Source organism: Halobiforma nitratireducens JCM 10879 (assembly GCF_000337895.1).
Lineage (GTDB): Archaea > Halobacteriota > Halobacteria > Halobacteriales > Natrialbaceae > Natronobacterium > Natronobacterium nitratireducens.
Map to the genome: position 1 here is coordinate 47,867 of NZ_AOMA01000160.1, position 25,603 is coordinate 73,469.

Here is a 25,603-nt window from a genome sequence, read left to right on the forward strand (position 1 = left end):
GTCCGTCCGCTCGGACGCGCTGGTTCACTCTACGACACGGTCACAGTCACCACAGTCACCACAGTCACTCCCGCAGCCGAACGATCCCTTCTTCGAGCACCCTGCGGTTCAGAACGACGTACTCCTCGGAGTCGTCCTCGATCTTCGTGACGAACAGATCGACCTCCTGGACGATTCCAGACTGGTCGCCGATCCGAATCTCGTCGCCGATCCCGTAGGGCTGATTCAACAGGAGGTAGATTCCCGCCGCGCTCGAGATGAGGAAATCCTTGAAAGCAACGGTAAAGACGATGACGGCACCGACGGCGTACACCGTCAGCAGGATCAACAACGCGATCACGTGGACGCCGATCTGGCCCAACGCGATGACGAGCGTAACGAAGAGAACCGTGTACTTGACGACCTTCGGGATGACCGATACCTCGGGCAGCTTCACCCCCCGCAGATACTCGCTGACGATCAGCTCCGCCTTATCGGCGATGATAAATCCGAGAATGAGCACCAGTACGGCGATGAATACCTGTGGGATAAACTCCGTCACCCGCAGCCAGAACGCGTCCGTATCCAGCAGTTGGGCGATGTGAATCGCCGTCAGCACCGCGATCCCGTATATGAACCACGAACTCAGTCGGGCGACGATCTCGACGGTCGAGGTGCCGATCGACTGGGCAGTCCGCTCGAACGGCGTCCCTTCGACCGCGTCGGGTACCCCGGCCGCCGTGAGCAACTCCTTGTTGAGCCGCCCGACGAGATAGCCCACGACGAGCCCGAGCGCGAGGACCGCGGCGGCGATAACCGCCGGCTCTTCGATGAGCGTCTGCCACTCCATATCAGTACGCCTCCGGGTCGACCTCCAGAATCATCTCTCCGCCCTTGAACGCCCGGACGAGCCCGTCGCTCTCCGAGAGGACGATCGAGACCGCGTTCGTATCCCTGGTGATCGCACCGCCGGCCATATGCCTCGCACCTAGCCCTTTCGGAATGTCGACCCCTTCTGCGGACGGCTCGAGGTAGCGATACGCGGAGACGATCTTGCCCGCATCGGAGATGACGAACGCGCCGTCGAGCCGCGAGAACTCCTTGAGCATCACGTTGACGATCCGATCACCGACGTGGACGTGGGACTTCTCGAAGGGGTTGTACGACAGCGGCCGGGACTTGTTCATCACTTTGCCGGCATCACCGACGATAAACAGTGCGCCGACGGGTTTCCCCTTCTGTCCTTTCTTCCCGAGTTCGATCGCCAACTCGAGGACGGCCTTGATGACCTCGGGTTCGGCGCGGGATTTGGCGAACAGATCGTATATCCCAGTGTGATCGTCGGCGCTTGCCCGCACGCGGGAGACGGTGTCGATTTCGTCGGCGAAAATCCGCGTCGCACAGGCGAGTTCGTCCCCGTCCTCGATCACGCCCGCCTCGATCCCGCCCTCGAGGCCGAACTTGATCCGGTCGGCGACATCGTCGAACGCCAGTGGCAGTTCGACGAAGGTATCCGCTCCGACGTCGTTCTCGGTGCCGACGACGATGACGTCGACATCGTCGACGTCGGCGAACCGCTCGTAGTACGAGCCGCTCGGAGAGAACAACATCACGCCGTCGACACTCGAGAAGAGGTCCCCGAACACGTCGTCTAACCCGTCCATTGCTTTTACAAGCTGTGTCCGCGCGAATAAGCGTTTTGGGATGTCTGACGCTCGTCTGTCGCTTTTCTCTATCGCTACTCGAGTTGATTGATCGTCGGTCGGTCCCGAGACGACACTGACACTGGCAACTCGAGAGTGGCGTCGGGACCGGATAACGGCAGACGGGACCGAAGCAGACTGGCCTGTCGTTCTCGAGTAGAGCGGTTGTACTCGAACGAGAGAAGCCACTGATCGACTGCTCGGCTCACGAGGTCGTGCTCGAAGAACTCACTTCTGCTCTCGTTTTTCGATTCGGTCAAAACCCAGTCAGTACGCGGGACCGGATTCGAACCGGAGGGAGACGGTCGCTCAGTTCGTTCGCGCTGCGACTCCCAGGGTTCGAATCCGCTCGACGATTGCTGTCGCTCGCGAGTTTGCTCGCGACAGCAATGCGCGGGACCGGATTCGAACCGGCGGACCCCTACGGGACAGCGTCCTAAGCGCTGCGCCGTTGGCCTAGCTTGGCTACCCGCGCTCACCCCCGCCTTTTCACGAATCGAGTAAGAACCTGTCGATCCCGCGCGTGCTCATTGGTGTTTGACCGGCTCCTCCGGGGACCAGTCAGGAGGAACGATGAACGTTACGTGCTCGGGGTCCCGAAGCTGATGGAGCTCCGCGGCTTGCTCTGCCAGTGATCGGTCCCGGTACGGCATCTCGAGGCCGCAGCCGGTACAGACGAGTTTGCAGGTTGGTTCTTTCATGTGGTGGTCCCCAGGGGGCCGCCGGTCGGGTAGCGTCACGTCGCCTCGGCTTTGGCCTCGGGGCGGCTTTAGTAGTCGTCTCCTAGTGAAACCGCAGGAGAACGGCCGGTTCACATAGTCGTTCGTAGCTGTACGTTGGACCGAGTAGCACCGTATTGGTACCGTCCGAACGTTCGCCAACACGCCGAATTCCGCTCACCAGCGGGTTTATGATCGATGGCGAGATATCTCGGGTATGCACAGCGCTCGGGACCGGATCGAGTACGCCTCCTGGCTCGAGGAACTCGAGCGGATCGCCGATCGACTCGACCTCTCGTCGGAAGCGAGATCGACTGCAACCGACCTCTTCCTGACCGACGTGCCCGAGGAAGACCGCTCGAAGCGGGCGACGCTGGCCGCGAGCGTCTATGCCGCATCGCTGGTCGCCGGCGAGGGACGGACACAAGGCGAGGTTGCCGACGCCGCCGACGTCTCCCGACTCTCGATCCAGACGCGATGGAAGACCGTTCTCGAGCGGGCCGGGCTCGAGCCGCCGAGTTGGTGACGAGCCACGACGAGCACCGGGCACAAACACCGGAGAACCAGCCCGATACTGACCGAGACACTGATCGGGACGGGGCGGCCGAAAACGGATCGGCCCAACGGTTACCGAAGGATCAGGTTACGATATCCCCTACTCCCGGGAACCTCGGAAAGGGCGGAGTTAGGGACGAAACGGTCGCCGCGACCGACCGACCGTCCTCCCGTCACTCGGAGGACGATCTCCGACAGTCACTCGGAGGACGATCTCCGACAGTCACTCGGAGGACGATCTCCGACAGTCACTCTTGGTCTGCGTTTCGCCTTTCGCCGTCCAGCACGTTGCCATGCTCGTCGATCTCGCCTTTGACGATCCTGGTGCTCGAGATGATGTCCCCGTCCTCGGCCCGGACGTGGGGCACGACGACGACCTCGAGCGGATCGTGGCCACGCTCCCGACGAATCTCGTTGATCCGGTCCCCGCCTTCCCGCGTTTCGGGCGAGACGACGAGGTAGTCGAACTGCGACTCGGGTGCGATGCCGGTCGGCTTCTCGAGCGTGCGGATTTCGAAGTCGCGGTCGTGCTCCTCGGCGAAGGCCTCGAGTTCGTTCTCGAGGTCGGCTTCGCGCTCCTCGTAGCTTCGAACCGGACGGTCGACCTGCCGCGTTTTCGGCGCGAGTTCGTCGCTGGTCAGCCCGACGGTTACGTCCCCGAGTTCGAACGCCCGTTCGAACAGCTTGCGGTGGCCGTCGTGAACGGGGTCGAACGTCCCACCAAGCGCGACGTCCATACCCGACCTCACTTGCGCGCCCCGTATAAAACGGTCGAATCGGTAACCCGGTGGTCGTCTGACGCTGCTCGAGATGGTTTCGACGACCGTCGAAATGCACCTTCGCATTGTTTTTAGTGGTCGCCCGCACTGTCCCCGATATGGGACTCGACGAGGACTCACTCGATTACCACCGAACCGATCCACCCGGGAAAATAGAGATTTCGACGACGAAATCGACGAATACGCAGCGTGATCTCTCGCTGGCGTACTCGCCCGGCGTCGCCGCGCCCTGTATGGAAATCGCCGACGACGAGAACGAAGCCTACACCTACACCGCGAAGGGGAACCTCGTCGGCGTCGTCTCGAACGGCTCCGCGGTGCTCGGTCTCGGCGACATCGGTGCCCAGGCCTCGAAACCGGTCATGGAGGGGAAAGGTGTCCTCTTCAAGCGGTTCGCCGATATCGACGTCTTCGACATCGAACTCGACGAGGGAGACCCCCACAAGTTCGTCGAGACCGTCAAGATGATGGAACCGACGTTCGGGGGAATCAATCTGGAGGACATCAAGGCTCCGGAGTGTTTCACTATCGAGGAACGGCTCCGCGAGGAAACCGACATTCCGGTGTTCCACGACGACCAACACGGCACCGCGATCATCTCCGGCGCGGCGCTGCTCAACGCCGCCGATGTCGCCGACAAGGACCTCGAGGACCTCGAGATCGTCTTCTCCGGTGCGGGCGCGAGTGCTATCGCGACCGCGAAGTTCTACGTCTCGCTGGGGTGTAAGCGAGAGAACATTACGATGTGTGACTCCTCGGGGATCATCACCGAAAAGCGGGCCGAGGCCGGTGACGTAAACGAGTACAAACGGGAGTTCGCCCGTGACGTCCCCGAGGGAGACCTCGCGGACGCGATGGAGGGGGCTGACGTCTTCGTTGGCCTTTCGATCGGCGGGATCGTGTCCCAGGAGATGGTCCAGTCGATGGGCGACGATCCGATCATCTTCGCGATGGCCAACCCCGATCCGGAGATCGGCTACGAGGAGGCCAAAGACGCCCGCGAAGACACCGTTATCATGGCTACCGGCCGCTCGGACTACCCCAACCAGGTCAACAACGTCCTCGGGTTCCCGTTCATCTTCCGTGGCGCGCTCGATGTCCGCGCGACAGAGATCAACGAGGCGATGAAGGTCGCTTGCGCGCGAGCGCTGGCGGACCTCGCCCGCGAAGACGTGCCGGACGCCGTCGTGAAAGCCTACGGCGACGAGCCGCTCCAGTTCGGCCCCGATTACATCATTCCGAAGCCGGTCGACCCGCGCGTGCTCTTCCGGGTCGCACCCGCAGTCGCCGAAGCCGCGATGGAGTCGGGCGCGGCCCGGACGGAGATCGATCCCGACGACTACGAGGAGGAACTCGAGGCACGCCTGGGCAAGTCCCGGGAGATGATGCGGGTCGTCCTCAACAAGGCAAAGAGCGACCCCAAGACGGTCGCGCTGGCCGAAGGGGAAAACGAGAAGATGATCCGCGCGGCCTATCAGATTCAGGAACAGGGGATCGCTGCGCCGATTCTCATCGGCGACGAGAGCGAGATACGCCAGACCGCCGCCAACCTCGGACTGGACTTCGAACCGCAGGTCGCCGATCCGTCCGTCGGCGACTACGAGGAGTACGCCGAGCGACTCCACGAACTCCGCCAGCGAAAGGGGATTACCCGCACCGAAGCCACCGAACTCATCGAGACGGACTCGAACTACTTCGGGAGCGTCATGGTCGAACAGGGCGACGCCGACGCCTTGCTGACCGGCCTCTCTCATCACTATCCCTCGGCACTGCGGCCGCCGCTACAGGTCATCGGCACGGCCGACGACGTCGACTACGCTGCCGGTGTCTACATGCTGACGTTCAAGAATCGGGTCGTCTTCGTGGCCGACGCGACTGTCAATCAGGACCCCGACGAGGACGTCCTCGCGGAAGTCACCAAGCTGACCGGCGATCTCGCAAGGCGGTTCAACGTCGAGCCCCGCGCGGCGCTGCTGTCGTACTCGAACTTCGGAAGCGTCGACAACGAGGGAACACGCAAGCCTCGTCGTGCTTCGGACATGCTACAGGACGATCCAGAGGTCGACTTCCCCGTCGACGGCGAGATGCAGGCCGACACCGCCGTCGTCGAGGACATCCTGGAGGGGACCTACGGCTTCTCCGACCTCGACGAGCCCGCGAACGTGCTCGTGTTCCCGAACCTCGAGTCGGGCAACATCGGCTACAAGCTGCTCCAGCGACTCGGCGGCGCGGACGCTATCGGCCCGATGCTCACCGGCATGGACGAGCCGGTCCACGTCCTCCAGCGGGGCGACGAGGTCAAAGACATCGTGAACCTGGCAAGCGTCGCGGTCGTCGACGCCCAACAGGAGTGAGCCCGTAGCGCCTACCGCTCGCGAGGTTCCCGCTCGAGTCGTGAGTCGAACGGCGTGATCGAGACGTGTCTCGCGACGATCGAGATACGGACGGCGTAGGCAGTCAACAGCCCGATCGGAAGGAGGCCGACGGCGAGTGTCAGTACCGCGACCACCGTCAGACCGATCGTGCTCTCCGCGCCCGCGGTCGTCTCGTACCCCGCCAGTCGAACGAGCATCGCAATCGACAGGAAGATCGCGGGAACACCGGTATAGAGCAGCGATTGGGACAGTCGCGACAGGTCCCGCTGAATGGCCATCGAGACGAAGTAGTATCTGGCCACGTCCAGTTGTTCGAGTTCGGTACGAACCTCCTCGAGTGCCGTCTCCGTCCTTTCGGCCGACGACAACTCGTTGGCGAACTCGGACTGGACCCGCTGGACCGAACGAATGAAGTCCATGTATCGGACCGGGAGCACGGCGACGACGAGCGCGAGCAGCGGTGGCGACCACGACGGGTCCCCCTCGAGGCGGGCGCGAACCGTCGACACGTGGTCGTCGATCCTACCGGTGAGCGTCGAGACGGCTGCCGTGAGTTCGGTCTCCTCGCCGGCGACGGAGCGTTCGAGAGCGGACGCGGACGCCTCGAGTTGGACGATCGACGCCCGGAAGAACGGGGTCGGCTCGAACGGGACGTCCGCGCGGTTGGTTGCAGACCGGTGGAAGTCGATCGTCTGTCTGATCTCGTCGCGAAGCTGTCCCGGCGAGCCGAAATCGCGGGACAACACGAGCTGGTTGATGGAAACGACGATGGTGATCAGCGTGACGTTGCCGGCGACGAGACTGCCGTACAGGTAGTAAAGCGGAAGGTAGTTCTCGAGGCCGCCGGCGACCGCGCTGGTGCCGACGATGGCGGCTCCGATCGAAACGATTCCGACGGCGACGAGCCTGCGGTCCATCTCCAGGGCGACGGTCCGCAGTCGGCTTCGAACGGACGAGACACTCATCGCAGGCGTTTCGTCCCGCGAGGCGATAGGAGCGGCGGATTCGGATCGGAGTCGAGGACGAAACCGGGAAAAAGAACACGGACAGGTCGCCGGCGTGAAAGCGTGCATTCAAGTAGACGCCGCGATTTCTCCCGGGTATGCAAGATCAGGGACGCTCCACGCGCAAGCGTACCGGCGGTCGACTGAAGAACGTTCGCAAGCGCCGAAAGAGCGAACTCGGCCGACACCCGACCGAGACGCAAGTCGGCGAACCCCGCTTTCGCACTGTCGACGCCCGTGGCAACGACACCAAGACCCGCGCGCTCGCCACCGATGTCGCCAGCGTCAACAAAGGCGGTGAAACCGTCACCGTCGAGATCGAAGACGTCGTCGAGAACGAGGCCAACCCGAACTACGTTCGCCGGAACATCATCACCAAGGGCGCGGTCATCGAGACCACGGAAGGCACCGCCCGCGTAACGTCCCGTCCCGGCCAGACCGGGCAGGTCAACGCGGTCCTCCTCGAGGACGAATAACGGCCTCCGTTTTCCGATATCATCCGTCGATCAGCTCTGGGGCCATCTCGGCCGCCGGCTGGACGCCGCATCAGGACGGAAGTCGTGTCCGGCGCTCTAGGGCTGCCGTCGACCGAATCTCGTACTCGTTCATCAGTTCGCGGTCGTCGTCGTCGACGAACTCCTCGAGGGGCACCGCCAGAAACCGGTTCGGGTCCTCGAAGTCGCTCCGTGCGTCCCGCTTGTTGCGGGTCGCTTCGGCCCGTAGCCTCGCCAGCTCCCGCGCCTCGTAACAGAACGTCCGTGCCTGGCCGTTCTCGGCCAGTTCGTACGCAGTATCGAAGTGGTCGGCCGCCCGCTCGTAGTGATCGATCGCCACCTCGAGGTCTCCGTTTTCTCGCGTCTCTTCGGCCGCAGTGTACGCGTCGTTGCCCTTTACGTACTGGTCGACGACATCCATGTTTGCGATGCAACCCGACAGGGAGACGGAGAGAACGGTGCCAGCAGTACCTACGAGAAGTCCCCGTCTCGAAACCATGAACGCGACTTGCTCGGCGGTCTAAATCTACCTTGCGGCCATCGCCCGCGCGAGGATCGAATCCACCGAACTCGAGTCGGAGAGAGGTGGATAGAGTGGGGAACAAAGGCGACGGGAGTCAGGACCGCGGCCGCGGCGCTGCCTTCTGGAGCGCCGTCTCCGCAATGTTGCCGCCGTAATCGGCGCTGCGGGACAGCGAGTCGACGATCAAGCCGAGCGACTGTGCCTGGACCGGTGCCAGATCTCGGAGGATGTCGTCGACGCGACGGGTGTGCTCGTCGATATCGAGGACGGCCTCGTGGGCTGCGTGTCCCAGCTTGTTCGCCTCGTCGGTCGCCTCCGCGAACAGTGCGTCCATCGCCTTCTCGAGGACGTCCGCAGCGTCGTCGTGCAGCGCCACGAGTGCCTCCGCGACCTCCTCGGGAATGTCCTCGAGTTTGAGCGCGAGTTGGCTGATCTTCGCGGCGTGGTCGCCAATGCGCTCGAGTTGGCGGGCACTGGAGTGAAAATCGAAACAGTCCTCGCGGGAGACGCCGAGTTCCTCGGCGGCCCGGGGCGAGCGCAGGGTCGCACGAAAGATTCGCGAGACGACCAACCAGAGGCGGTCGACATCGTCGTCGCGTTCGATCACGTCACGAGCGATGTCGTCGTCGTTCTCGACCAGCGCCGTCACCGCGTCCTCGAGCATCGAGGTCGCGATCAGTCGCATCCGACGGACGGCGTTGACGATCGACAGCTCCGACGAGTCCAGTAGGTCCTGGATGACGACGCTGTCGGTCGTCTCCTCGAGCACTTCGACCCCGACCAGACTCTGGGTCGCGTCCCGGATCGCCCGTCGCTGGTCGGTCGTGATCCGGCCGGCCTCGAGTCTGATGATGTCGAAGCCGCTGACGTACATCGTCATCACGGCCCGCGTGAGCCGCTCTCCCTCGAGGTCGGAGACGTCGAGGGTTCCCTCCTGGCGTTCGCTCTCGCTGCGGGGCGTCAACAACAGCGCGTCGTCTTCGGGATACAGCTCCACAGTCGTGCCCGAACTGACGTCGTTCTCGGTCGCCCATCCTTTCGGGAGGGAGACGGTGTACGTCGATCCTCCCGTTACCTGGACCTTGCGCGTCTCCATACCCCCTCGTTGACTCCCCGAACGTAAATCGGCTCCTATCTATAGACCCGGTCGGAGGCCGGGGACGCCGGCCGAAGACGGATACGGACCTCGTATTCAGTATCCCTCTGCTCTCCCGTCGTGAGAATAATTGTCCCATATAGAACTATATAGAAAACATAGTAGAGTATTTAGAGGCGATATCGCCACTAGATGAACGATGGGAAACGAGCCGATAACGGACCGCGTCGGCGACGGACGCAGGGGCGTCCCGCGTCGGCGCGTTCTACTCGGCGCTGCGGGAACCGCGGTTTCTGGACTCGCAGGTTGTATCACCCGGGGAGAAGACAGCGGTCTCGAGGGGGAGATCGTCATCGATGGGTCGAACACGCTGTTGCCCAACAGTGCCCTCGTCGCCGAACTCTTCATGTGGGAGAACAACCAGGTCCGAATCTCGGTCAGCGGCTCCGGGACCGGGGCCGGCTTCCAGCAGTTCTGCCGGGACGAATCGGACTTACAGAACGCGAGCCGTTCGATCGCCGACGGCGAACGGGAACTGTGCGAGGAAAACGGCGTCGAGTGGCTCGAACTCGAGGTCGTGATGGACGGCATTGCGATCATGAAACACCCTGACAACGACTGGTGTGAGTGTCTCACGGTCGACGAACTGAGCCGGATGTGGGAACGCGGCTCGGACGTCGAGACGTGGGCCGACCTCGACGACGACTGGCCCGACGAGGAAATCTCCTTCTACGGACGTGACGCCGCCTCCGGCACCTACGACTACTTCACCGAACAGATCAGCGGTGCCGTCGGAAACATCCGCAACGATTTCAGCGGTTCTCCCGACACGAACAATATCATCCGCGGCGTTCGGGGCAACGAACACGCCGTTGGCTTCGGCGGTGCGGGCTACTACTACGAGAACGAAGACGACCTCGACCTGATCGCGGTCGACGACGGTGACGGCTGCGTGATTCCGGAGCCGGAGACGATCGAGCAAGAGGAGTATCAGCCCCTGTCACGGCCGATGTATCTCTACGTTCGACTCGAGGCACTCGAGCGGCCGGAGTTCCGTGAGTTCGTCCGCTTCTACCTTCGGAACACGCAGGAAACTGCCCGACAGGTCGGCTTCTACGCCGTCTCCGACGACGTAATCGAGGAACAACAGGACCGACTCGAGGAGACGATCGAGGAGTACACATGAGTACGGACACCGAGCCCCTGGACCTGAGTCGGGACGGCAACGACGTGGGAACCCTCGGCGACACGGTCGCACGCTACGTCTTCTTTGCCTGCGCGTTCGTCACCGTCGCGACGACGCTCGCGATCATCGTCGTGCTCGTCGACGGCGCGGTCGATTTCTTCTCGCAGGTATCGTTCGTCGAGTACTTCACCGGGACGAACTGGTCGCCGCGGGCGGCCGACAATCCGAGCTTTGGAGTCCTCCCGCTGATCTGGGGGACGCTGCTTATCACCGTCGGCTCCGCGCTGATCGCGATTCCGGTCGGGACGTTGACGGCCATCTACCTCTCGGAGTACGCGAGTCCGCGAGTTCGGAAAGTCGTGAAGCCGACACTCGAGATTCTCGCCGGAATCCCGACGATCGTCTACGGGTTCTTCGCACTCTCGTTTATCACCCCGGTCTTGCAGACGTTTTTCCCCGGAACGGGAACGTTCAACGCCGCCTCGGGGGCGATCGTCGTCGGTATTATGATCCTGCCGATGGTCTCGTCGCTGGCCGAAGACGCGATGTCGTCGGTCCCCGATTCGCTGCGAAACGCGGCGTACGGCCTCGGCGCGACGAAGTTCGAGGTCTCGACGAACGTTGTTCTCCCCGCCTCGCTGTCCGGAATTCTCGCGGCGTACATCCTTGCCATCTCGCGAGCGATCGGCGAGACGATGGCCGTAACGCTCGCGGCCGGAGCCTTACCCCAGATCACGACCAACCCGCTCGAGGAGATTCAGACGATGACGGCGTACATGGTCGAGATCGGGACCGGCGACGCGTCGGTGGGATCGATCGGCTACCAGAGCCTGTTTGCGATCGGGCTGACCCTGTTTGTGATGACGTTCCTGATGAACGTCTTCAGCATGTGGGTCCGCTCGCGCTACCGTGAGGAGTACCAATGAGTACGGAGACCGACACGACAGACTTCGAGTTCGACGAATCGGCAGTCAGGCGCAAGCGCCGACTTGGCAAGGCGTTTCTCGGCCTGTGTGTCGCGGCGACGATGGTCGGCATCGTCGCGCTCGTCGCCTTGCTGGTCGACGTGATCGTCGAGGCCTGGGGCTGGCTCACCTGGGAGTTTCTGACGTATCCGCCGTCCCAGGTCGTCGAACACTACAACCCGGCTAACTACGGCGACCTTCCGACCGGCCCCGGCGGGATGTATCCGATGATCGTCGGCTCGATCTACCTGATCGTCATGACGGCGGTCTTTACGCTGGTGCTGGGCGTCGGCGCGGCGATCTACCTCGAGGAGTACGCGCCCGACAATACGCTGACCCGGTTCATCGAGGCCAACATCACGAACCTCGCGGGCGTCCCGTCGATCGTCTATGGGCTGCTCGGGCTGGCGGTGTTCGTCCGGGCACTCCAGACCGGACAGAGCCTCATCGCCGGTGCGTTGACGTTGACGCTGTTGATCCTACCGATCGTCATCGTCTCTTCGCAGGAGTCGTTGCGGGCGGTGCCCGACTCGATGCGACAGGCCTCCTACGGTGCGGGGGCGACGAAGTGGCAGACGATCCGCAACGTCGTCCTGCCGGAGGCGATCCCGGGCATTATGACCGGGATCATCCTCGCGCTCTCGAGAGCGATCGGCGAGACCGCACCGATCCTGATGGTCGGCGCGGCGACGACGATGTTCGCGCCGCCCCAGTTGACCGATCCGACCGGGCCGTTCGGCGCGATGCCGATGCAGATATTCGAGTGGGCGAAACTGCCCGAAGACGAGTTCCAACACGTCGCGGCAGCGGGGATCGTCGTCCTGCTGACGATTCTGCTGTTGATGAACGCGGTCGCGATCTACATCCGGAATCGGTACGATCCCCGGAGCTGACGGATTCCATCGGTTCGGTTCCGGCAGGAATTTATTATACTATCGACAGTTTCGAGAACGAAAGACTTCGACTCTCGCCGAAGTTGCGATGGTCGGCTACTGGCTGTTCACGATGGGTATCTTCACCGTCGGTCTGCTTCTGGCCAGTAGCCGGCTCGTTGGCGACACGCCGCCGTACGGGCTCGATATCGGGTTAGTCCTCGTCGGCTGGCTGCTGTCGTCCCACGCTGAACGGGTGATGAGCCGACTCGAGGCAGTCGCCTCCGATCGCTCCTGCTGATCGCGGTCCAGTCACGAACGTGTTCGTCTACATAGCGGTACGGAGACCTCAGTCCCGCTACGGACCGGACATAGCGGAGTACTTGTTCGACGAGGGCGACCGACCACGTGATGACGTCCCGACCCCGAACCGGTCTCGAGGCCGGCCTGCGTGTACCGACCCGGCGAACGAATCCGGAACAGGTAACTGCCGGAGACCACTCCCCTAGAGACAGAGACCTCGCATGACCGCGAACGGCGGCGGCCCACGAACCGTATCGACGTCCGAATCCTCCCGGTCGGGTTCCGAGTTCGAGTCCGATCGGTCGGTGTCGGACGAGGCTCCGCTCGGCGGTCCCGACGCGTCCGAGACGATCCTCGAGTCCCGTGACCTCGACGTGTTCTACGGCGACGAGCAGGCGCTTCAGAGCATCTCGATGGAGATTCCGGAACAGCAGGTGACCGCACTGATCGGTCCCTCGGGCTGTGGGAAGTCGACGTTCCTGCGCTCGATCAACCGGATGAACGACCTCATCGACGTCGCTCGCGTCGAGGGCGACCTCCGTTTTCACGGAAAGAACGTCTACGACGAGGACGTCGATCCGGTCGCCCTGCGGCGCAAGATCGGGATGGTCTTCCAGAAACCCAACCCCTTCCCAAAGAGCATCTTCGAGAACGTCGCCTACGGCCTGCGCGTCCAGGGGAAAGACGACGGCGACGTGGAAGGAAAGGTCCGGACGGCCCTCGAGCGGGCCGCGCTCCTAGACGAAGTTGAGGACCAACTCGACTCGAGCGGGCTCGACCTCTCGGGCGGCCAGCAACAGCGGCTCTGTATCGCCCGCGCGATCGCACCGGACCCGGAAGTCATCCTGATGGACGAACCTGCTTCGGCACTCGACCCGGTTGCGACCTCGAAAATAGAGGACTTGGTCGAGGAGTTAGCCGAAGAGTACACGGTCGTCATCGTCACCCACAATATGCAACAGGCGGCTCGTATCTCCGACAAGACGGCCGTTTTCCTCACTGGCGGCCGGCTGGTTGAGTTCGACAACACCAACAAGATCTTCGAGAACCCGGAGAACGAACGCGTCGAGGACTACATTACCGGCAAGTTCGGGTAATCTCGGAGGGTTCGGACGCCTCGCGTTCGCGACTGGGCCGTCACCCCGGTCTCGCGTCGCGATACCGTTGCCTTCGACGCCGGTCCGGAGCTGCCAGCGGGCCGATACTTACACTTCTGGCCGGGTTTTCGTCGGTATCCCACCCAGGGGGAGCGACCACAAAGTATTACTGCGAAAGATTGTAATGCGGTGCCATGACTGACCCGATCCGGGTCCTGCATGTCGACGACGAACCCGATTTCGCGGAGCTCGCTGGGACTTTTCTCGAGCGCGAAAACGAGCGGTTGACGGTCGAAACGGCGACGAGCGTCGACGACGGGCTGGATCGAATCGAAAGCGAGAACGATAAAAACCAAACACCCGCCATCGACTGCATCGTCTCGGACTACGATATGCCCGAACAGAACGGCCTCGAGTTCCTCGAGCAGGTCCGGACGATCCGTCCCGAGATGCCGTTCATCCTCTTTACCGGCAACGGAAGCGAAGCAGTCGCAAGCGACGCGATCTCGGCCGGTGTCACCGACTACTTCCGCAAAGCGACTGGCACGAGTCAGTACGCAGTACTCGCGAACCGAATCGAGAACGCAGTCGAACGCCGCAGATACCGTACGCAGGCCGAGCGATCACGACGGCGGCTGACGGAACTCTGTGAAAACATTCCGGACTGTATCTGGCTGTTCGACGGCGAGTGGGAAGAGTTGCTGTTTATTTCGGGCTACGAACGCGTCTGGGGACGCAGCGCCGACGAACTCGAGAGCGATCCGACGGGGTTCTTTCGGCACGTGCACCCGGACAATTATGCAGCCGTCGAAGCGAAAATGGAGCGACTCTCCGAAGGGGAACCGGTCGATCACGAGTACCGAATCCAGCGCGGCGAAGATGAGAACGCCTGGGTCTGGACGAAAGCGGAACCGATCGTCGACGACGATGGCGAGGTGGTCCGTGTGGCTGGCTTCACCCGCGATATCACCGAGCGGAAAGTTCAGGAACGGGAACTCGAGACGCTCACACAGCGCTATCGCGAGTACGTCGAAAACGGGATGGATGTCATCACCGTCCTCGAAGCGGATGGGACGATCAGATACGAGAGCTCGGCGATCGAGCGGCTTCTGGGCTACGAACCGGACGAGCTGGTCGGCGAGAACGCGTTCGACTACGTCCACCCGAACGACCGAGACCGGGTCGTGGAGTCGATCTCGTCACTGACCGAACGCGGGGATCAGTCCGACCCGAACAGAGAACGGATCGAGTTCCGATTCCAACGGGAGGACGGCTCGTGGGTCTGGCTCGAGTCGGTAGGGAGTACCGCAGCCGCCGCAGACGGAGACGTAGATATCGACATCGACATCGACATCGGCCCCGGCTCCGGCTTCGGTTCGAATCACAGTCCCCTCCGCGACCCTGACGACGATTCCGACGTGTTTCTGATCAACTCCCGAACGATCACCGAGCGAAAGGAACGCGAACGAACGCTCTCCGCGCTTCACACCGCGGCCAGACGAATCAGTAGTGCCGACGAACCAACAGAGGTCTACGAGACCCTCACCGAGACCGCGGAAGGGATACTCGAGTTCGATCTGGTCGCCATCGACGTCGAACGGGACGGTTATCTCGTCCAGGAGGCCTGGACGCTCGGGGTCGAAGACAGACAGTACTACGATCGAACATCCCTGGAAGAAGACACCATCGCGGTACAGGCCTACAAGCGTCAGGAGACGATCGTCGTCGACGACGTCCGGAACAGAGACGCCGCACCTGCCGATCCGGAGTACCGGTCCGGCTTGACTATTCCTATCGGGAAGTTCGGGACGTTCCAAGCTGTCGCCAGCAAAGTCAAAGCGTTCGACCGGTACGACCGCGAGTTCGCCGAACTGCTCGTCGGTCACGCGGAAGTCAAGCTCTCACAGCTGCAAGACGAGCGCACGCTACGGGAGCGAACCCGCGAACTCGAACGACAGAACGAGCGATTAGACGAGTTCGTCAGCGTCGTCTCTCACGACCTTCGCAATCCCGTTTCGGTCGCGAAAGGGAACCTCGAACTCGCCCGCGAGACGGACAGGGCCGACGGGACAGACCCTGGAAGTAGTGACGACGAGCAGGAAGATGGTAGCGACGACGCGAACGTCTCCGAGTACCTCGAGGAAGTCGAGTGGGCCCTCGATCGCATCGACGGGCTGATCAAGGACCTCCTCACCCTCGCCCGTGATGGGAACGAGATCGGGGAGCGCGAACGGATCGACCTCGCGTCGGTAGCCCACCAGTGCTGGCGGGGCGTCGCCACCGCAGACGCGACCCTCGAAGTCGATATCGATCGGACGATCGCGGGCGACGACGGACGTCTTCGACAACTGTTCGAGAACCTCATGCGAAACGCGGTCGAACACGGTGGCCCCGACGTGACGGTCACGATCGGGGAGCTCGAATCGGACGACTGCGAGGGGTTTTACGTCGCCGACGACGGGCCAGGCGTTCCGGAGTCGGCCCGGGAACACGTGTTCGATGCAGGATACTCGACTTCCGACGATGGGGCCGGGTTCGGCCTCTACATCGTGAAACAGGTGGTCGAAGCACACGGCTGGGACGTTCGGGTTATCGACGCCGACTCCGACGCCGACGCCGACGACAGCGGGACGCGGTTCGAGATCACGGGTGTCGAGTTTCGTTAACGGCGCAGCTCTCGTGGCTCCCGCCGTCTCGTGTGGCCGGCAACTCGAGGACTACAGTGCACCGAGTGAGAGCCACAGCGCCGCGTAACCGATAGCGAAAACCGTCAGCCATCGCATCCCCCGATGGTTCCAGCAGAACCGGAGCGGCGTATCGTCGACGAGTCGCTCGCGGGTGGTCCGGGGCTCGCGACGGACGGCGACCTGCGAGGGGGCAAAGACGCTCGGCCGAACCGGCGCGTCGAGTCGCCACGCCGAGAGTTCGTGGACCTGGAACCGGTGGTTCGCCGTAAGCGACTCCCGTGTGCAGGCAGGGCCGTTCTCGAGGAGGAAACCCGCACACGGTTTGCAGAGGGTGAGGTGGTCCGGGGCGTCGCCGTCGCCGTTGCCGTCGCTATCGGGTGGGGGCACGTCCGTCCAGGCGACCAGTGCCTCCGGCCCGAACTCCGATCCACAACGACTGCAGTAGCCGTCGGTAGGCTCACGCATTCGGGCGACCGGCTCCGGAGCCTCGGGGTCCGGAAACAACGATGCCTCGTCGCGGACATCGTCGAAGGAGCTGTTTGACTGGTGGATGACGCCGTGGCACGGTCGACAGAGAGTCAGCAGGTTCTCGAGGTCGTCGGGTCCACCCTGGGATCGCGGCACGACGTGGTGGGCCTGCAGCGTCCGATCGTCGGCTCCACACCGGGTACAGGCGTAACCGTCGCGACGCAGCGTCTCCTGGCGGAGCTGCTCCCACCCCTCACCGTAGCCGCGTTCGTCGGGACGGTCACCGTCGTCACCACGGCTTCCCATTGGTGAGAACTGGGGGCTTCGGAACGAAAGAACCATCGGCGGATATCGTCGGGTTCGGATGCGATATCGAATGCGGAAGTCGAAATTCGTCGATCGACGTCCGCCTCGGCCGAGCTATCGTCGAGTCCCGTCGAGTGCGCTGACCAGGGTAATCGCACGTCGGGTTGGCTCGTACTTGCGCCACTTCCCTTTCTTCTCCCTGGTGACCAACCCGGCGTCGTGCAGCTGGGAGAGCGCGTGACTGATGGCGCTCTGACTGACATCCAGCAGCGGTGATAGTTCACAGACACAGAGCTCCTCGTCGGCCGTGACCAGCAGCCGGACGATACGATATCGCGTTTCGTTCGCCAGCGCCGAAAGCACCGCAACGTCGCGATCGAGCGCCGACTCGTCGACCTCCTCGTCGAGCGACTCGAGTTCGGCGAGTCGCTCTTCGAGATCCTCGTCGTGACACTCGCCTAGCTCGTCCGAGAGGTACCGCTCGAGTCGGCCCGTTGCGTCGCTCATGCCGATCGTTTTAGTACCTGATCAATTAACACTTTCGACGGCATCAGCGCCAGTTGTCGCGGCCGAACCGTCGCTACGCCGGCTCGTTCGGCCCGTCAGATGCGGTGAGCACAAGCTATATTTCCGCCCGGAAAGGTGCATGGAGCATGGCTCGGAAATCATATCAAGAGAAGCTCGCGGAACTTCGCGAGGATATCCTCTACATGAGTGAAGTGGTGATGGAGCGACTGCGGATGGGACTGGACGCCCTCGAGCAGAAAGACGAGCACCTCGCCCAGGAAGTGATCGAAGGCGACAGCGAGGTCAACCAGATGTACCTCGAACTCGAGCAGGACTGTATCGAACTGCTCGCGTTGCAACAGCCCGTCGCGAGCGATCTCCGATTTATCGCCGCGTCGTTCAAGATCATCACCGACCTCGAACGGATCGGCGACCTCGCCGTCAACCTCGGGGAGTACACCCTCGAGTCGGAGCAGGATCTCTTCCCCGATGTCGACGTGCAGGCGATGGGTGAGATGACCCTCGAGATGGTCGAAGACGCGATGGCGGCCTACGATACCGAGAACACCGATCAGTGCCGGGAGATCGCGACCCGCGACGACGACCTCGACGAGTTCGCCGAACGGGCAAGCGAGATCGTCGTTCGGGACCTGATCGAGCGCGAACTCGACTCACCCGACGAGGTCGAACGTATTCTCCAGGACGTTTCCCGCCTCCTGCTGACGGTACGGGACCTCGAACGGGTCGGCGATCACGCGGTCAACATCGCCGCACGGACGCTGTATATGGTCGAGAACGACGACGAACTCATCTACTGAGGGGCCGCGGCTACTCTGCTCTCCAGTCAGTTTCGGCCGGTGTTTTCCGACGGTACTCGCGGCCAAGACCGGGACTGTGGACCGAGACCGATCCGTCCCGTCGGTCGGCTCGAATCGACGGCTTGTGCACTTGTTCGGGTTCAGCAGTCCCGTCCGGCGCTGGCGGACATCGTCGGCTGGGATCGCCACACCCCTCGCTGAGTGGTTCGTCGTCCGATAGTAACAACTGCCACGATTTGCACACTGATCACCGATCCGTCTGGTGATCAGGTGCACACTGACTTGCAGATATACACGTGTAGAGTACAGTCGACTCACGTGAAGAAGTCTTTAAAGAAGAGGTGTTCGACAGAGCACCCTCGAGCCCAACCCTTACTCCCGCTCGCGTTCGGTCGTCTCCATGGTAATCTCGCCGCTTGCTCGAATCGTTCCGTCGACCTCGGCACCGGGCTCGAGTTCGAGGTTCTCACAGGAGACATCGCCCAACACGCGAGCGTCGGAACGGATAACCACGTCGCCGTCGCGGGTGGTCAGGTCGCCGTGAATGCGTGTCTCCTCGCCGACAGAGACGTCGCCGCGAGCACGGAGACTGCCGAAGACATTGCAGTCGTCGCCGACAGTAAGTTCTTCGGCGCGGACGTTGCCGTGAAGTCGGCAGTCGTCGCCGATCGTCGCCGGCGTCGACACGCGCCAGGCGTCGTCCGAGAGCGTCGCGTTCCGCGGGATCACGAGGGGGTCGGCGTCGGGCGTCTCGCCGTCTCCTTCCTCGACGAGTTCCGAGATGAGTCGCTGGGCAGTGTCCTCTTCGCCGATCAGCAGGAGGTGTTTGAGATAGACGAACAGCAACACGATCGTCGGCATCGGGTTCCGGATGACGATCCAGCCGTTTGCCTCGAACCCCTCCTCGATGTCGACGTCGTCGCCGATGTCGAGATCGCCCGCGACTTTCAGTCTGCCGCCGATGTGGACCCGTTCGCCGATGTAGGCGTCCTCGCCGACGAGGACGTTCTCGGCAACGTCACACCACATGTCGAGCCGGCAGTCGCCTTCGGCTTCGATCTCGCCGTCGACCTCGACGCTCTCGCCGGCGAGGACGTTCCGACCGCGGACGCCGAACTCGATCGTCGACCGACTGCCGACGAGGACGTCTCCGTCCGTCTCTACGGCGACTTCCTTGACTTCCGTCCCGTCGGGGACGACGAGTTCGTCGAGCGGATCCCTGCTGAAGGCCACACTCGCATCCAATGTGACCGGCCGGTAATAAACCTCGCGCGTCGTCTGACGCGTGGCCGACGACCGGCCGCGAGCACGCCGACGCCGGCTACGGTTCGTAGACGCGAGCCTCGTACGGCCGTAACTCGAGTTCACCACCCGACTGGCGATCGGCCACGCCCCCGTAGTTCCCGACGAGGAGGTCGGCCTCGCGACCCGCGAGTGCGGGAACGTCGACCGTCGGCTCGCCGTCGGCGAAGTTACAGACGACGATCAGTTCCTCGCGGTCGCCCCCGTCGTCGGTTTCGCTCGCTCCCCCGTCCGTACCCTCGCTCTCGAGCGTCCGCCGATAGGCGAACACCTCGGGGTGATCGGGCAACAGCAGTTCGTAGTCCCCGTAGACGAAGATATCGCGTCGCTCCCGCAGGTCGATCAACTCGCGGTAGTAGTGCCAGATCGAGTCCGCGTCACTGCGGGCGGCAGCGACGTTGACCTCCTCGTAGTCGTCGTTGGCCCCGATCCAGGGGTCGCCGTCGGTAAATCCGGCCGCCGGTTCGTCGGACCACTGCATCGGGGTCCGTGCGTTGTCCCGGCTGCGGGCCTCGACGATCGGTCGAACCTCCTCGTACGTGTCGTACGGATACTCGTCGGACTCCAGTGCCGTCTCGACGAAGTTCGCGGCCTCGACGTCGTGAATCTCCGCGGGGGTCTCGAAGCTCGTGTTGGTCATGCCGATCTCCTGGCCCTGGTAGACGAACGGGGTTCCCTGCAGGGTAAAGAGGAACGTGGCGAGCATCTTGGCCGACTCGCGTCGGTATTCCTCGTCGTCACCGAACCGCGAGACCGCCCGCGGCTGGTCGTGGTTGCTCAGGTAGAGGCAGTTCCATCCCTCGTCCGCGAGCGTCTCCTGCCAGTCGGTGATGACCTCCTTCAGTTCGAGCAGATCGAGGTCGGTCACGTCCCACTTCCCGCCGTCGCCGGTGTCGACGCTCATGTGCTCGAAGTGGATCAGCATCGAGAAGCCGTCGCCGCCCTCGTCGACGTACTGGCGTGCCGTCTCGGCGTCGACGCCGACCATCTCGCCGACGCTCATCTCCTCTTCGGAGAGCACTCGCTCACAGAGTTCCGTGACGTACTCTTCGGCTCGTGGCCCGTTCATAAAGTGTTCTGCGCCGGTCAACCCCTCGTCGGGATCGCCGTCCGGCAGCCCTTCGGGCTTCGAGATCAGGTTGATAACGTCCATTCGGAAACCGTCGATCCCTTTCTCGAGCCACCACTCCATCAGGTCGTAGACTTCCTCCCGGACGGCCTCGTTGCGCCAGTTCAGGTCGGGCTGTTTCTCGTCGAAGAGGTGGAGATAGTACTCCCCTCGCTGTTCGTCGTAGCTCCAGGTCGATCCCTCGAAGAACGATTCCCAGTTGTTCGGCGGCTGGCCCGTTCCGTCGGAACCGTCGTCACGCCCCGCTCGCCAGTAATAGTAGTCCGCGTACTCCGGATCGCCCTCACGGGAACGGACGAACCACTCGTGTTCGTCCGAGGTGTGGTTGACGACGAGGTCCATGATCAGCCGCATGTCCCGGTCGTGGAGTGCCTCGAGCAGCCGTTCCCAGTCGTCCATCGTCCCGAACTCGGGGTGTATCGACCGGTAGTCGGCGATGTCGTACCCGTTGTCGGCCATCGGCGACTCGTAGACGGGGTTGAGCCAGACGACATCGACGCCCAGGTCCGCGAGGTAGTCGACCTTCTCGAGAATGCCGGGAATGTCGCCGATACCGTCGCCGCTCGCGTCGTTGAAGCTCCGGGGATAGATCTGATAGACGACCGCCTCTTTCCACCACTGGCGTTCGAGGTCGCGCTCCGTTCCCATACCCGTCTCTGGGACGGTCGCAGCCAAAGAGTTGATGAAATACTTCATCTATAATGGGCGGTGTAAATCGATCCGCCAGGCAGCCGTCGTTCGGGTCCTCGCTCCGGTGCCCGACCGGACGGCCCTGTCGGGCCCAGCCGCCCCGTTTTTATTACCCCGTCCCGTACCGACGGCCATGACGACTCTCGCGTTCGACGACGACGGCGTCGACGTCGTGTACGAAGGAACGGAGTTTCGCCTCGAGCGGGAACTGATCGAGGAAGCGACCGAGAAGACCTATCACGACGTTACCGATCACGAAGTGTTGAAGATCGTCGCCGAACAGCCGAACCTGCAGGGAGAGCCGCGGCGTATCGGCGATATTTTGGATTGACGGATCGAAGCGACCACCCGCGGTCGGCAGACGGCTACCGATCGTCCTTGCGACCGCAATCCGTCGTCACGGTTCGATCCCCGTCCGGCGGCGCGTCCTCGTTGTCCTCGTGACGATCGCCGCCGGCCTCACCCTCCACCCGTGGCTGCTCGCGTTCGGTCGTCGCGGGTCCGTCGCCAGCGGCAGCGACGCCCCGGACGTGCACTCGCAGCCCCAACGGTCTTTGGCACGTTCGGTCGAGTACGAACAGATGCAATCACACTCGCGTTCGCTCACTCTCCGCCCGAGACCGCCATCACCGTGGAGTCCGGACCGCGAACACCGCTCCGGGGTGGGGTCCCTGTCCGGCCGCCGCGTCGAATCGACCGCTCCGATCGCTCGAGTGTCACCTAACCGATGACGGCCGAACCCGACGAAACCGAGATCGACGACGCGGGTATCCCCACATCTCGCCCCAGAGGTCCTGCGAAGCACGGAAACGTCGGCACACTCGAACGGATCGCGTCGACGGTTGTCGGCAGCGTACTCGTCGTCCGCGGGCTCAGGCGTCGCTCCCTCTCCGGCGCGGCGACGGCCCTCTTCGGCGGCGCGCTGGCGTACCGCGGGCTGACCGGTCGCAGCCGTCTGTACCGTCTGCTAGGCGTAAACGCCACCGCCGAGGAATCGCTCGACGAGGGGCCACCCGACCGACTGGGTCTCGAGCGGACGATCATCGTCGGCGAGCCGGCGGACGAACTCGCGACGTACTGGCGCGACCCCGAACACGTAGACCGGATCGCCGGGCGGTTTGCCGACGTTTCCGGCGGGCACGGGACCGAGGACCGCCACCGGTGGCGGGTGGACGCCCCGCTCGGGCGGACTCTCGAGTGGGAAGCGACGCTCGTCGAGGACGATCCCGGGGAACGGCTCCGTTGGCGGTCACTCGAGGGCGCGCCGATCGACTACGAGTGTGCGATTTCGTTCCGGCCGGCTCCCGGTGATCGCGGGACCGCAGTCGAACTCGAACTCCAGTACGACCCGCCGGGCGGTCCGCTCGGGGACGCGGTACTGTCGCGGTTCGGGACGCCGATGGACCTGATCGCCGGGGAGAGTCTGCGCCGGTTCAAGAGCCTCGCGGAGACCGGCGAGATTCCGACGGTCGAGGGGAATCCGTCGGGTCGCGGACGTGGCGGTCTCCGCTGACCGGGCCCGGGCGGCTCGATACGGTCGGGCCAGCTCGGGGAGCCGAGACGTCGACCGGTGGCGAGTCCGATTCCGGCGTCGACTCGTCGAAAAACCCTGCCGTCCCCTCGAGTTCGAGGACGAAATCGGCATAGTTCCAGGAATTCGTACGAGAGACGGTCACAGTTCGACGGCGGAACGGTTAAGCGACGGCCCGCAGAGGGCCGTCTGCTCGGTGTGGAACCGTCGGCCGTAGCGACGAGAAGAAGGCGTCCGCCCTCTCTCACTCTCTCCCCGTGGGTCGGTTCCGCCTGCGTGGTTTCCTGTGATCGGTCAGCAACCGTCGCTATCGTATCGCTCCGCGGCCGACTCGAACCCCAACTCCGCCTGTTCTCGGCTGCGTCGTCCCTCGAGTTCGGCGATCGCTTCTGGCTCTGGGGCGGCCTCGTCGGTGATCCGCGCCCAGGAGTCGTGGACCTTCGCGTGACACCAATTCATAACATATATACACTAGAAATACAGATTAGAGGGGCTAAGATACTCCTATCTGGGTTGCTTCGAATCTAATAATGGTCGATGTGGACCGCCTCGTTGACAAAGCTCTCTACCAGTACGAGTACTTCCTACATCTGGAAAATAAGCACGTCGTCGAAGAAGGTGTCTTCTGTAAACTATGTGGCCAGGACGAATTTGAAACGGAAGAGTCTACGGAGACTGTCGAAGTGGAGGTCTGCAGGAGCACGTGCCGAATACCTGGGTGCAACGAGCGACATGATACAATCCGTGTGTCTCTGGTCCCTGACGAGGATTCGAACGTTTTTGTACGATACCTCGAATATGAGTGTCCTGAACATCCTGACCATCATATTCCGCCGTTCGTTGATGAACGCCCGACAGCGACGATAGAGCGAGAAGTAGACGTGGAGGTTATCATATCAAACCTGATGCACCGTCACCACGTCAGCTACGAGCCTGAAGAGCTAATCTGGGTATGTCCTACATGTCACGCTCAAATCCATCACACCGAGCAATACAAGGAGTACAAGCCTGATATGACGCGCCAGGAGTGGCTGGATTCACAGTAGGAATTCTCAGCGAACCTCATACCAAATGTGACTAGCAAACGAATAGGAATCCAGCTAGGATAGTGCAGCCGAGGAGCCATACGAGCTGTGTAGGTCAGCACGTTTGGCTGGAGTAGGTGGTAAAGGCGATTATCTTCCCATCCAGCGCGTACCAATTTGACATCGGAGAATTGAATGCAGGCCTCGTCGTGGTTTCGAGCCATGTTCATGAGCAAAGAAGAGGTCGAGGACAGTGCACGAAGAGCAGGGTTGACGCCAAGAGAATATTGTTTGAGGGAGATTTCGCAATGGAAGGACATGCTGCACGAAGTCTCCGACGACTACTGCGGCCTCGATGATGACGAGTTTGATGAACTGGTTGAACGTGAAATAGACAGCTGGCGGCAGGAGAAGGAGAACGAGGGTTGAAGCATGGATGTAGATGAGATTCTGAGCCTGCTGCAGGAGCGGGTGAGCATCACTGTCCAGTGAGCGACTGCGATGTGTGGTATCCAGACGGCGTTCAGTACGGATTTTTAGACCACTTTGGAGACCATGACGTGTGCTTGATTTGCGAAAGTGAGTTACAACATCCAGGGAATGAGTTTCTTTGCTTCAACTGTGCTGATGGGTGGTGAGAGTCGATGACAGATGAAATCAAACCAGATGAAGACATCGACGTGATGCACGAGGTCGATTATCTTCGAATTGAGCGAATGAGCGGCGAAAGTCTATGGTTTGCGGGCTATCGAGATGACGGCACAGAATTACATTTTAACGCATTGTGTGACGAGGATGATGGTTTGACTATCCACACTTGGCACTACAACTCTGAGCAGAGTTCAACACCAGAGTTCGAAATTGAGGACCGTTTGATTCACAGGACAGAGGAAGACGCGGCAGAATCCGAAGACGATTTACCCCACGAAAAGGTCGTCAAACAGCGATTCTGGGATTTCGACAGTGAAGAGTACTGGTATGCAATTGGAATCCCATCCGTGGAGTCATCGCACGAGATGTACGTTGAGTCGTATCTACAGGACCACTATCGGAAGGTCACAGAGGGCGATGATGACAGAATTTGAATGCCGCAGCTGTGGAAAGACGACACCATTTGATGACGACGGATTCCACCTCAACCATGATGTTGTCAGTGACGGGCAGTTCTTAGAGTGCCGCCACTGTCGTTCTGAGTATTTCGTGTATTTACACGATATAGATACCGTGCCGCGTAATCTAATTGAGTGGCAGCGGACGGTGAGCTATCTATTTGTTCGCGCTCGCGACGAAGGTTTGCTGGCTGTCCCCGAAGAGAATGGGGAGCGCGTCGATGAACTAATCGACTTCTTGGAGCGGTTAAGAGTCGAACCGTTCGAAGACTGAATTTGAGACCGAAAGAATGTGCTTTGTTGAATAGCTGCTGAATGAGGGTTAGAGTGGCTCACAGAGCTTTTCTATGTTGATGATGGCGAACATGAGGACGATTTCAC

General features: G+C 62.1%; 27 protein-coding genes, 1 tRNA gene and 1 pseudogene. 15 read left to right on the forward strand and 14 right to left on the reverse strand.

Features of this window, described 5'->3' with window-relative positions:
• Positions 1 to 64: 64 nt before the first annotated feature.
• The 4 genes from C446_RS15205 to C446_RS19415 all read right to left on the reverse strand — a co-directional run bounded on the left by C446_RS15205 (position 65) and on the right by C446_RS19415 (position 2,383).
• On the reverse strand, positions 65 to 829 hold the full coding sequence (locus C446_RS15205) for a mechanosensitive ion channel family protein (RefSeq protein ID WP_006674016.1): 765 nt from the start codon (positions 827 to 829) through the stop codon (positions 65 to 67).
• Between the two features lies 1 nt (position 830).
• Positions 831 to 1,643, reverse strand: a complete 813-nt coding sequence (dacZ, locus tag C446_RS15210; protein ID WP_006674017.1) for a diadenylate cyclase DacZ — start codon at positions 1,641 to 1,643, stop codon at positions 831 to 833.
• A gap of 429 nt (positions 1,644 to 2,072) precedes the next feature.
• Positions 2,073 to 2,157: transfer RNA gene (locus C446_RS15220), tRNA-Leu, on the reverse strand.
• A gap of 52 nt (positions 2,158 to 2,209) precedes the next feature.
• A complete protein-coding gene (locus C446_RS19415; RefSeq protein WP_006674019.1) occupies positions 2,210 to 2,383 on the reverse strand; it encodes a hypothetical protein in 174 nt (57 codons plus the stop codon).
• Positions 2,384 to 2,618: 235 nt separating this feature from the next.
• Here C446_RS19415 and C446_RS15225 point away from each other — a divergent pair, with 235 nt between their 5' ends.
• Complete coding sequence (locus tag C446_RS15225) at positions 2,619 to 2,927, forward strand: transcription initiation factor IIB family protein (RefSeq protein WP_006674020.1); 309 nt, start codon at positions 2,619 to 2,621, stop codon at positions 2,925 to 2,927.
• Between the two features lie 277 nt (positions 2,928 to 3,204).
• Here the strand turns inward: C446_RS15225 and C446_RS15230 are convergent, their stop codons facing one another.
• The gene (locus tag C446_RS15230) at positions 3,205 to 3,693 is read right to left on the reverse strand and encodes a phosphopantetheine adenylyltransferase (RefSeq protein WP_006674021.1); all 489 of its coding nucleotides are present in this window, start codon (positions 3,691 to 3,693) and stop codon (positions 3,205 to 3,207) included.
• Positions 3,694 to 3,833: 140 nt separating this feature from the next.
• Between C446_RS15230 and C446_RS15235 the strand changes: the two genes are divergently transcribed.
• The gene (locus C446_RS15235; protein WP_006674022.1) at positions 3,834 to 6,089 is read left to right on the forward strand and encodes an NADP-dependent malic enzyme; all 2,256 of its coding nucleotides are present in this window, start codon (positions 3,834 to 3,836) and stop codon (positions 6,087 to 6,089) included.
• Positions 6,090 to 6,100: 11 nt separating this feature from the next.
• Here C446_RS15235 and C446_RS15240 read toward each other — a convergent pair whose 3' ends face one another.
• On the reverse strand, positions 6,101 to 7,075 hold the full coding sequence (locus C446_RS15240) for a hypothetical protein (protein ID WP_006674023.1): 975 nt from the start codon (positions 7,073 to 7,075) through the stop codon (positions 6,101 to 6,103).
• Between the two features lie 137 nt (positions 7,076 to 7,212).
• Between C446_RS15240 and C446_RS15245 the strand changes: the two genes are divergently transcribed.
• Entirely contained in the window at positions 7,213 to 7,590 is a 378-nt protein-coding gene (locus tag C446_RS15245; RefSeq protein WP_006674024.1) for a 30S ribosomal protein S8e, read from the forward strand.
• Between the two features lie 70 nt (positions 7,591 to 7,660).
• Here the strand turns inward: C446_RS15245 and C446_RS15250 are convergent, their stop codons facing one another.
• Positions 7,661 to 8,107, reverse strand: a complete 447-nt coding sequence (locus C446_RS15250) for a hypothetical protein (RefSeq protein ID WP_239639520.1) — start codon at positions 8,105 to 8,107, stop codon at positions 7,661 to 7,663.
• Between the two features lie 118 nt (positions 8,108 to 8,225).
• Positions 8,226 to 9,227 carry a phosphate uptake regulator PhoU gene (locus tag C446_RS15255; protein ID WP_006674026.1) on the reverse strand — a complete coding sequence of 334 codons (1,002 nt, stop codon included), beginning with the start codon at positions 9,225 to 9,227 and terminating at the stop codon, positions 8,226 to 8,228.
• 199 nt (positions 9,228 to 9,426) lie between these two features.
• Between C446_RS15255 and C446_RS15260 the strand changes: the two genes are divergently transcribed.
• The 6 genes from C446_RS15260 (at position 9,427) to C446_RS15285 (ending at position 16,316) form a co-directional block, all read left to right on the forward strand.
• Positions 9,427 to 10,413 carry a PstS family phosphate ABC transporter substrate-binding protein gene (locus C446_RS15260; RefSeq protein ID WP_006674027.1) on the forward strand — a complete coding sequence of 329 codons (987 nt, stop codon included), beginning with the start codon at positions 9,427 to 9,429 and terminating at the stop codon, positions 10,411 to 10,413.
• Positions 10,410 to 11,339, forward strand: a complete 930-nt coding sequence (pstC, locus tag C446_RS15265; RefSeq protein WP_006674028.1) for a phosphate ABC transporter permease subunit PstC — start codon at positions 10,410 to 10,412, stop codon at positions 11,337 to 11,339. The genes C446_RS15260 and pstC overlap by 4 nt, the downstream gene beginning before the upstream one ends.
• Complete coding sequence (gene pstA, locus C446_RS15270) at positions 11,336 to 12,271, forward strand: phosphate ABC transporter permease PstA (RefSeq protein WP_006674029.1); 936 nt, start codon at positions 11,336 to 11,338, stop codon at positions 12,269 to 12,271. The genes pstC and pstA overlap by 4 nt, the downstream gene beginning before the upstream one ends.
• Before the next feature lie 88 nt (positions 12,272 to 12,359).
• The gene (locus C446_RS15275) at positions 12,360 to 12,551 is read left to right on the forward strand and encodes a hypothetical protein (RefSeq protein WP_006674030.1); all 192 of its coding nucleotides are present in this window, start codon (positions 12,360 to 12,362) and stop codon (positions 12,549 to 12,551) included.
• A 223-nt stretch (positions 12,552 to 12,774) separates the two neighbouring features.
• Complete coding sequence (gene pstB / locus C446_RS15280; RefSeq protein ID WP_006674031.1) at positions 12,775 to 13,650, forward strand: phosphate ABC transporter ATP-binding protein PstB; 876 nt, start codon at positions 12,775 to 12,777, stop codon at positions 13,648 to 13,650.
• A 194-nt stretch (positions 13,651 to 13,844) separates the two neighbouring features.
• A complete protein-coding gene (locus C446_RS15285) occupies positions 13,845 to 16,316 on the forward strand; it encodes a hybrid sensor histidine kinase/response regulator (RefSeq protein WP_006674032.1) in 2,472 nt (823 codons plus the stop codon).
• A 51-nt stretch (positions 16,317 to 16,367) separates the two neighbouring features.
• Here the strand turns inward: C446_RS15285 and C446_RS15290 are convergent, their stop codons facing one another.
• Positions 16,368 to 17,111 (reverse strand): HNH endonuclease, encoded by a 744-nt coding sequence (locus C446_RS15290; RefSeq protein WP_006674033.1) that lies wholly within the window; start codon positions 17,109 to 17,111, stop codon positions 16,368 to 16,370.
• 114 nt (positions 17,112 to 17,225) lie between these two features.
• Entirely contained in the window at positions 17,226 to 17,618 is a 393-nt protein-coding gene (locus tag C446_RS15295; RefSeq protein ID WP_006674034.1) for an ArsR/SmtB family transcription factor, read from the reverse strand.
• Positions 17,619 to 17,764: 146 nt separating this feature from the next.
• On the opposite strand from C446_RS15295, the gene phoU reads away from it, so the two are divergent.
• Positions 17,765 to 18,436: a phosphate signaling complex protein PhoU gene (phoU, locus tag C446_RS15300; protein ID WP_006674035.1), complete on the forward strand. Its 672-nt coding sequence runs from the start codon at positions 17,765 to 17,767 to the stop codon at positions 18,434 to 18,436.
• 372 nt (positions 18,437 to 18,808) lie between these two features.
• Here the strand turns inward: phoU and C446_RS15305 are convergent, their stop codons facing one another.
• Together C446_RS15305 and C446_RS15310 are read right to left on the reverse strand one after the other, a co-directional pair.
• Positions 18,809 to 19,669, reverse strand: coding sequence for a polymer-forming cytoskeletal protein (locus tag C446_RS15305; protein ID WP_006674036.1), 861 nt, complete (start codon positions 19,667 to 19,669; stop codon positions 18,809 to 18,811).
• A gap of 88 nt (positions 19,670 to 19,757) precedes the next feature.
• Positions 19,758 to 21,515, reverse strand: coding sequence for a glycoside hydrolase family 13 protein (locus tag C446_RS15310; RefSeq protein WP_152419456.1), 1,758 nt, complete (start codon positions 21,513 to 21,515; stop codon positions 19,758 to 19,760).
• 175 nt (positions 21,516 to 21,690) lie between these two features.
• Here C446_RS15310 and C446_RS15315 point away from each other — a divergent pair, with 175 nt between their 5' ends.
• Positions 21,691 to 21,888 (forward strand): DUF5800 family protein, encoded by a 198-nt coding sequence (locus C446_RS15315; protein ID WP_006674038.1) that lies wholly within the window; start codon positions 21,691 to 21,693, stop codon positions 21,886 to 21,888.
• Between the two features lie 34 nt (positions 21,889 to 21,922).
• On the opposite strand, the gene C446_RS19145 is transcribed toward C446_RS15315, so the two are convergent.
• The gene (locus C446_RS19145) at positions 21,923 to 22,093 is read right to left on the reverse strand and encodes a hypothetical protein (RefSeq protein ID WP_006674039.1); all 171 of its coding nucleotides are present in this window, start codon (positions 22,091 to 22,093) and stop codon (positions 21,923 to 21,925) included.
• A gap of 191 nt (positions 22,094 to 22,284) precedes the next feature.
• Here C446_RS19145 and C446_RS15320 point away from each other — a divergent pair, with 191 nt between their 5' ends.
• Positions 22,285 to 23,070 carry a YgaP-like transmembrane domain gene (locus C446_RS15320; protein WP_006674040.1) on the forward strand — a complete coding sequence of 262 codons (786 nt, stop codon included), beginning with the start codon at positions 22,285 to 22,287 and terminating at the stop codon, positions 23,068 to 23,070.
• 312 nt (positions 23,071 to 23,382) lie between these two features.
• On the opposite strand, the pseudogene C446_RS19150 reads toward C446_RS15320, so the two are convergent.
• Positions 23,383 to 23,556 (reverse strand): annotated as a pseudogene (locus C446_RS19150) (DUF7097 family protein); the annotation flags it as partial.
• Between the two features lie 62 nt (positions 23,557 to 23,618).
• On the opposite strand from C446_RS19150, the gene C446_RS15325 reads away from it, so the two are divergent.
• The 3 genes from C446_RS15325 (at position 23,619) to C446_RS15335 (ending at position 25,198) form a co-directional block, all read left to right on the forward strand.
• Positions 23,619 to 24,134: a hypothetical protein gene (locus C446_RS15325; protein WP_006674042.1), complete on the forward strand. Its 516-nt coding sequence runs from the start codon at positions 23,619 to 23,621 to the stop codon at positions 24,132 to 24,134.
• Between the two features lie 207 nt (positions 24,135 to 24,341).
• On the forward strand, positions 24,342 to 24,542 hold the full coding sequence (locus tag C446_RS15330) for a hypothetical protein (protein ID WP_152419457.1): 201 nt from the start codon (positions 24,342 to 24,344) through the stop codon (positions 24,540 to 24,542).
• Positions 24,543 to 24,757: 215 nt separating this feature from the next.
• The gene (locus C446_RS15335) at positions 24,758 to 25,198 is read left to right on the forward strand and encodes a hypothetical protein (RefSeq protein ID WP_152419458.1); all 441 of its coding nucleotides are present in this window, start codon (positions 24,758 to 24,760) and stop codon (positions 25,196 to 25,198) included.
• Positions 25,199 to 25,603 lie beyond the last annotated feature (405 nt).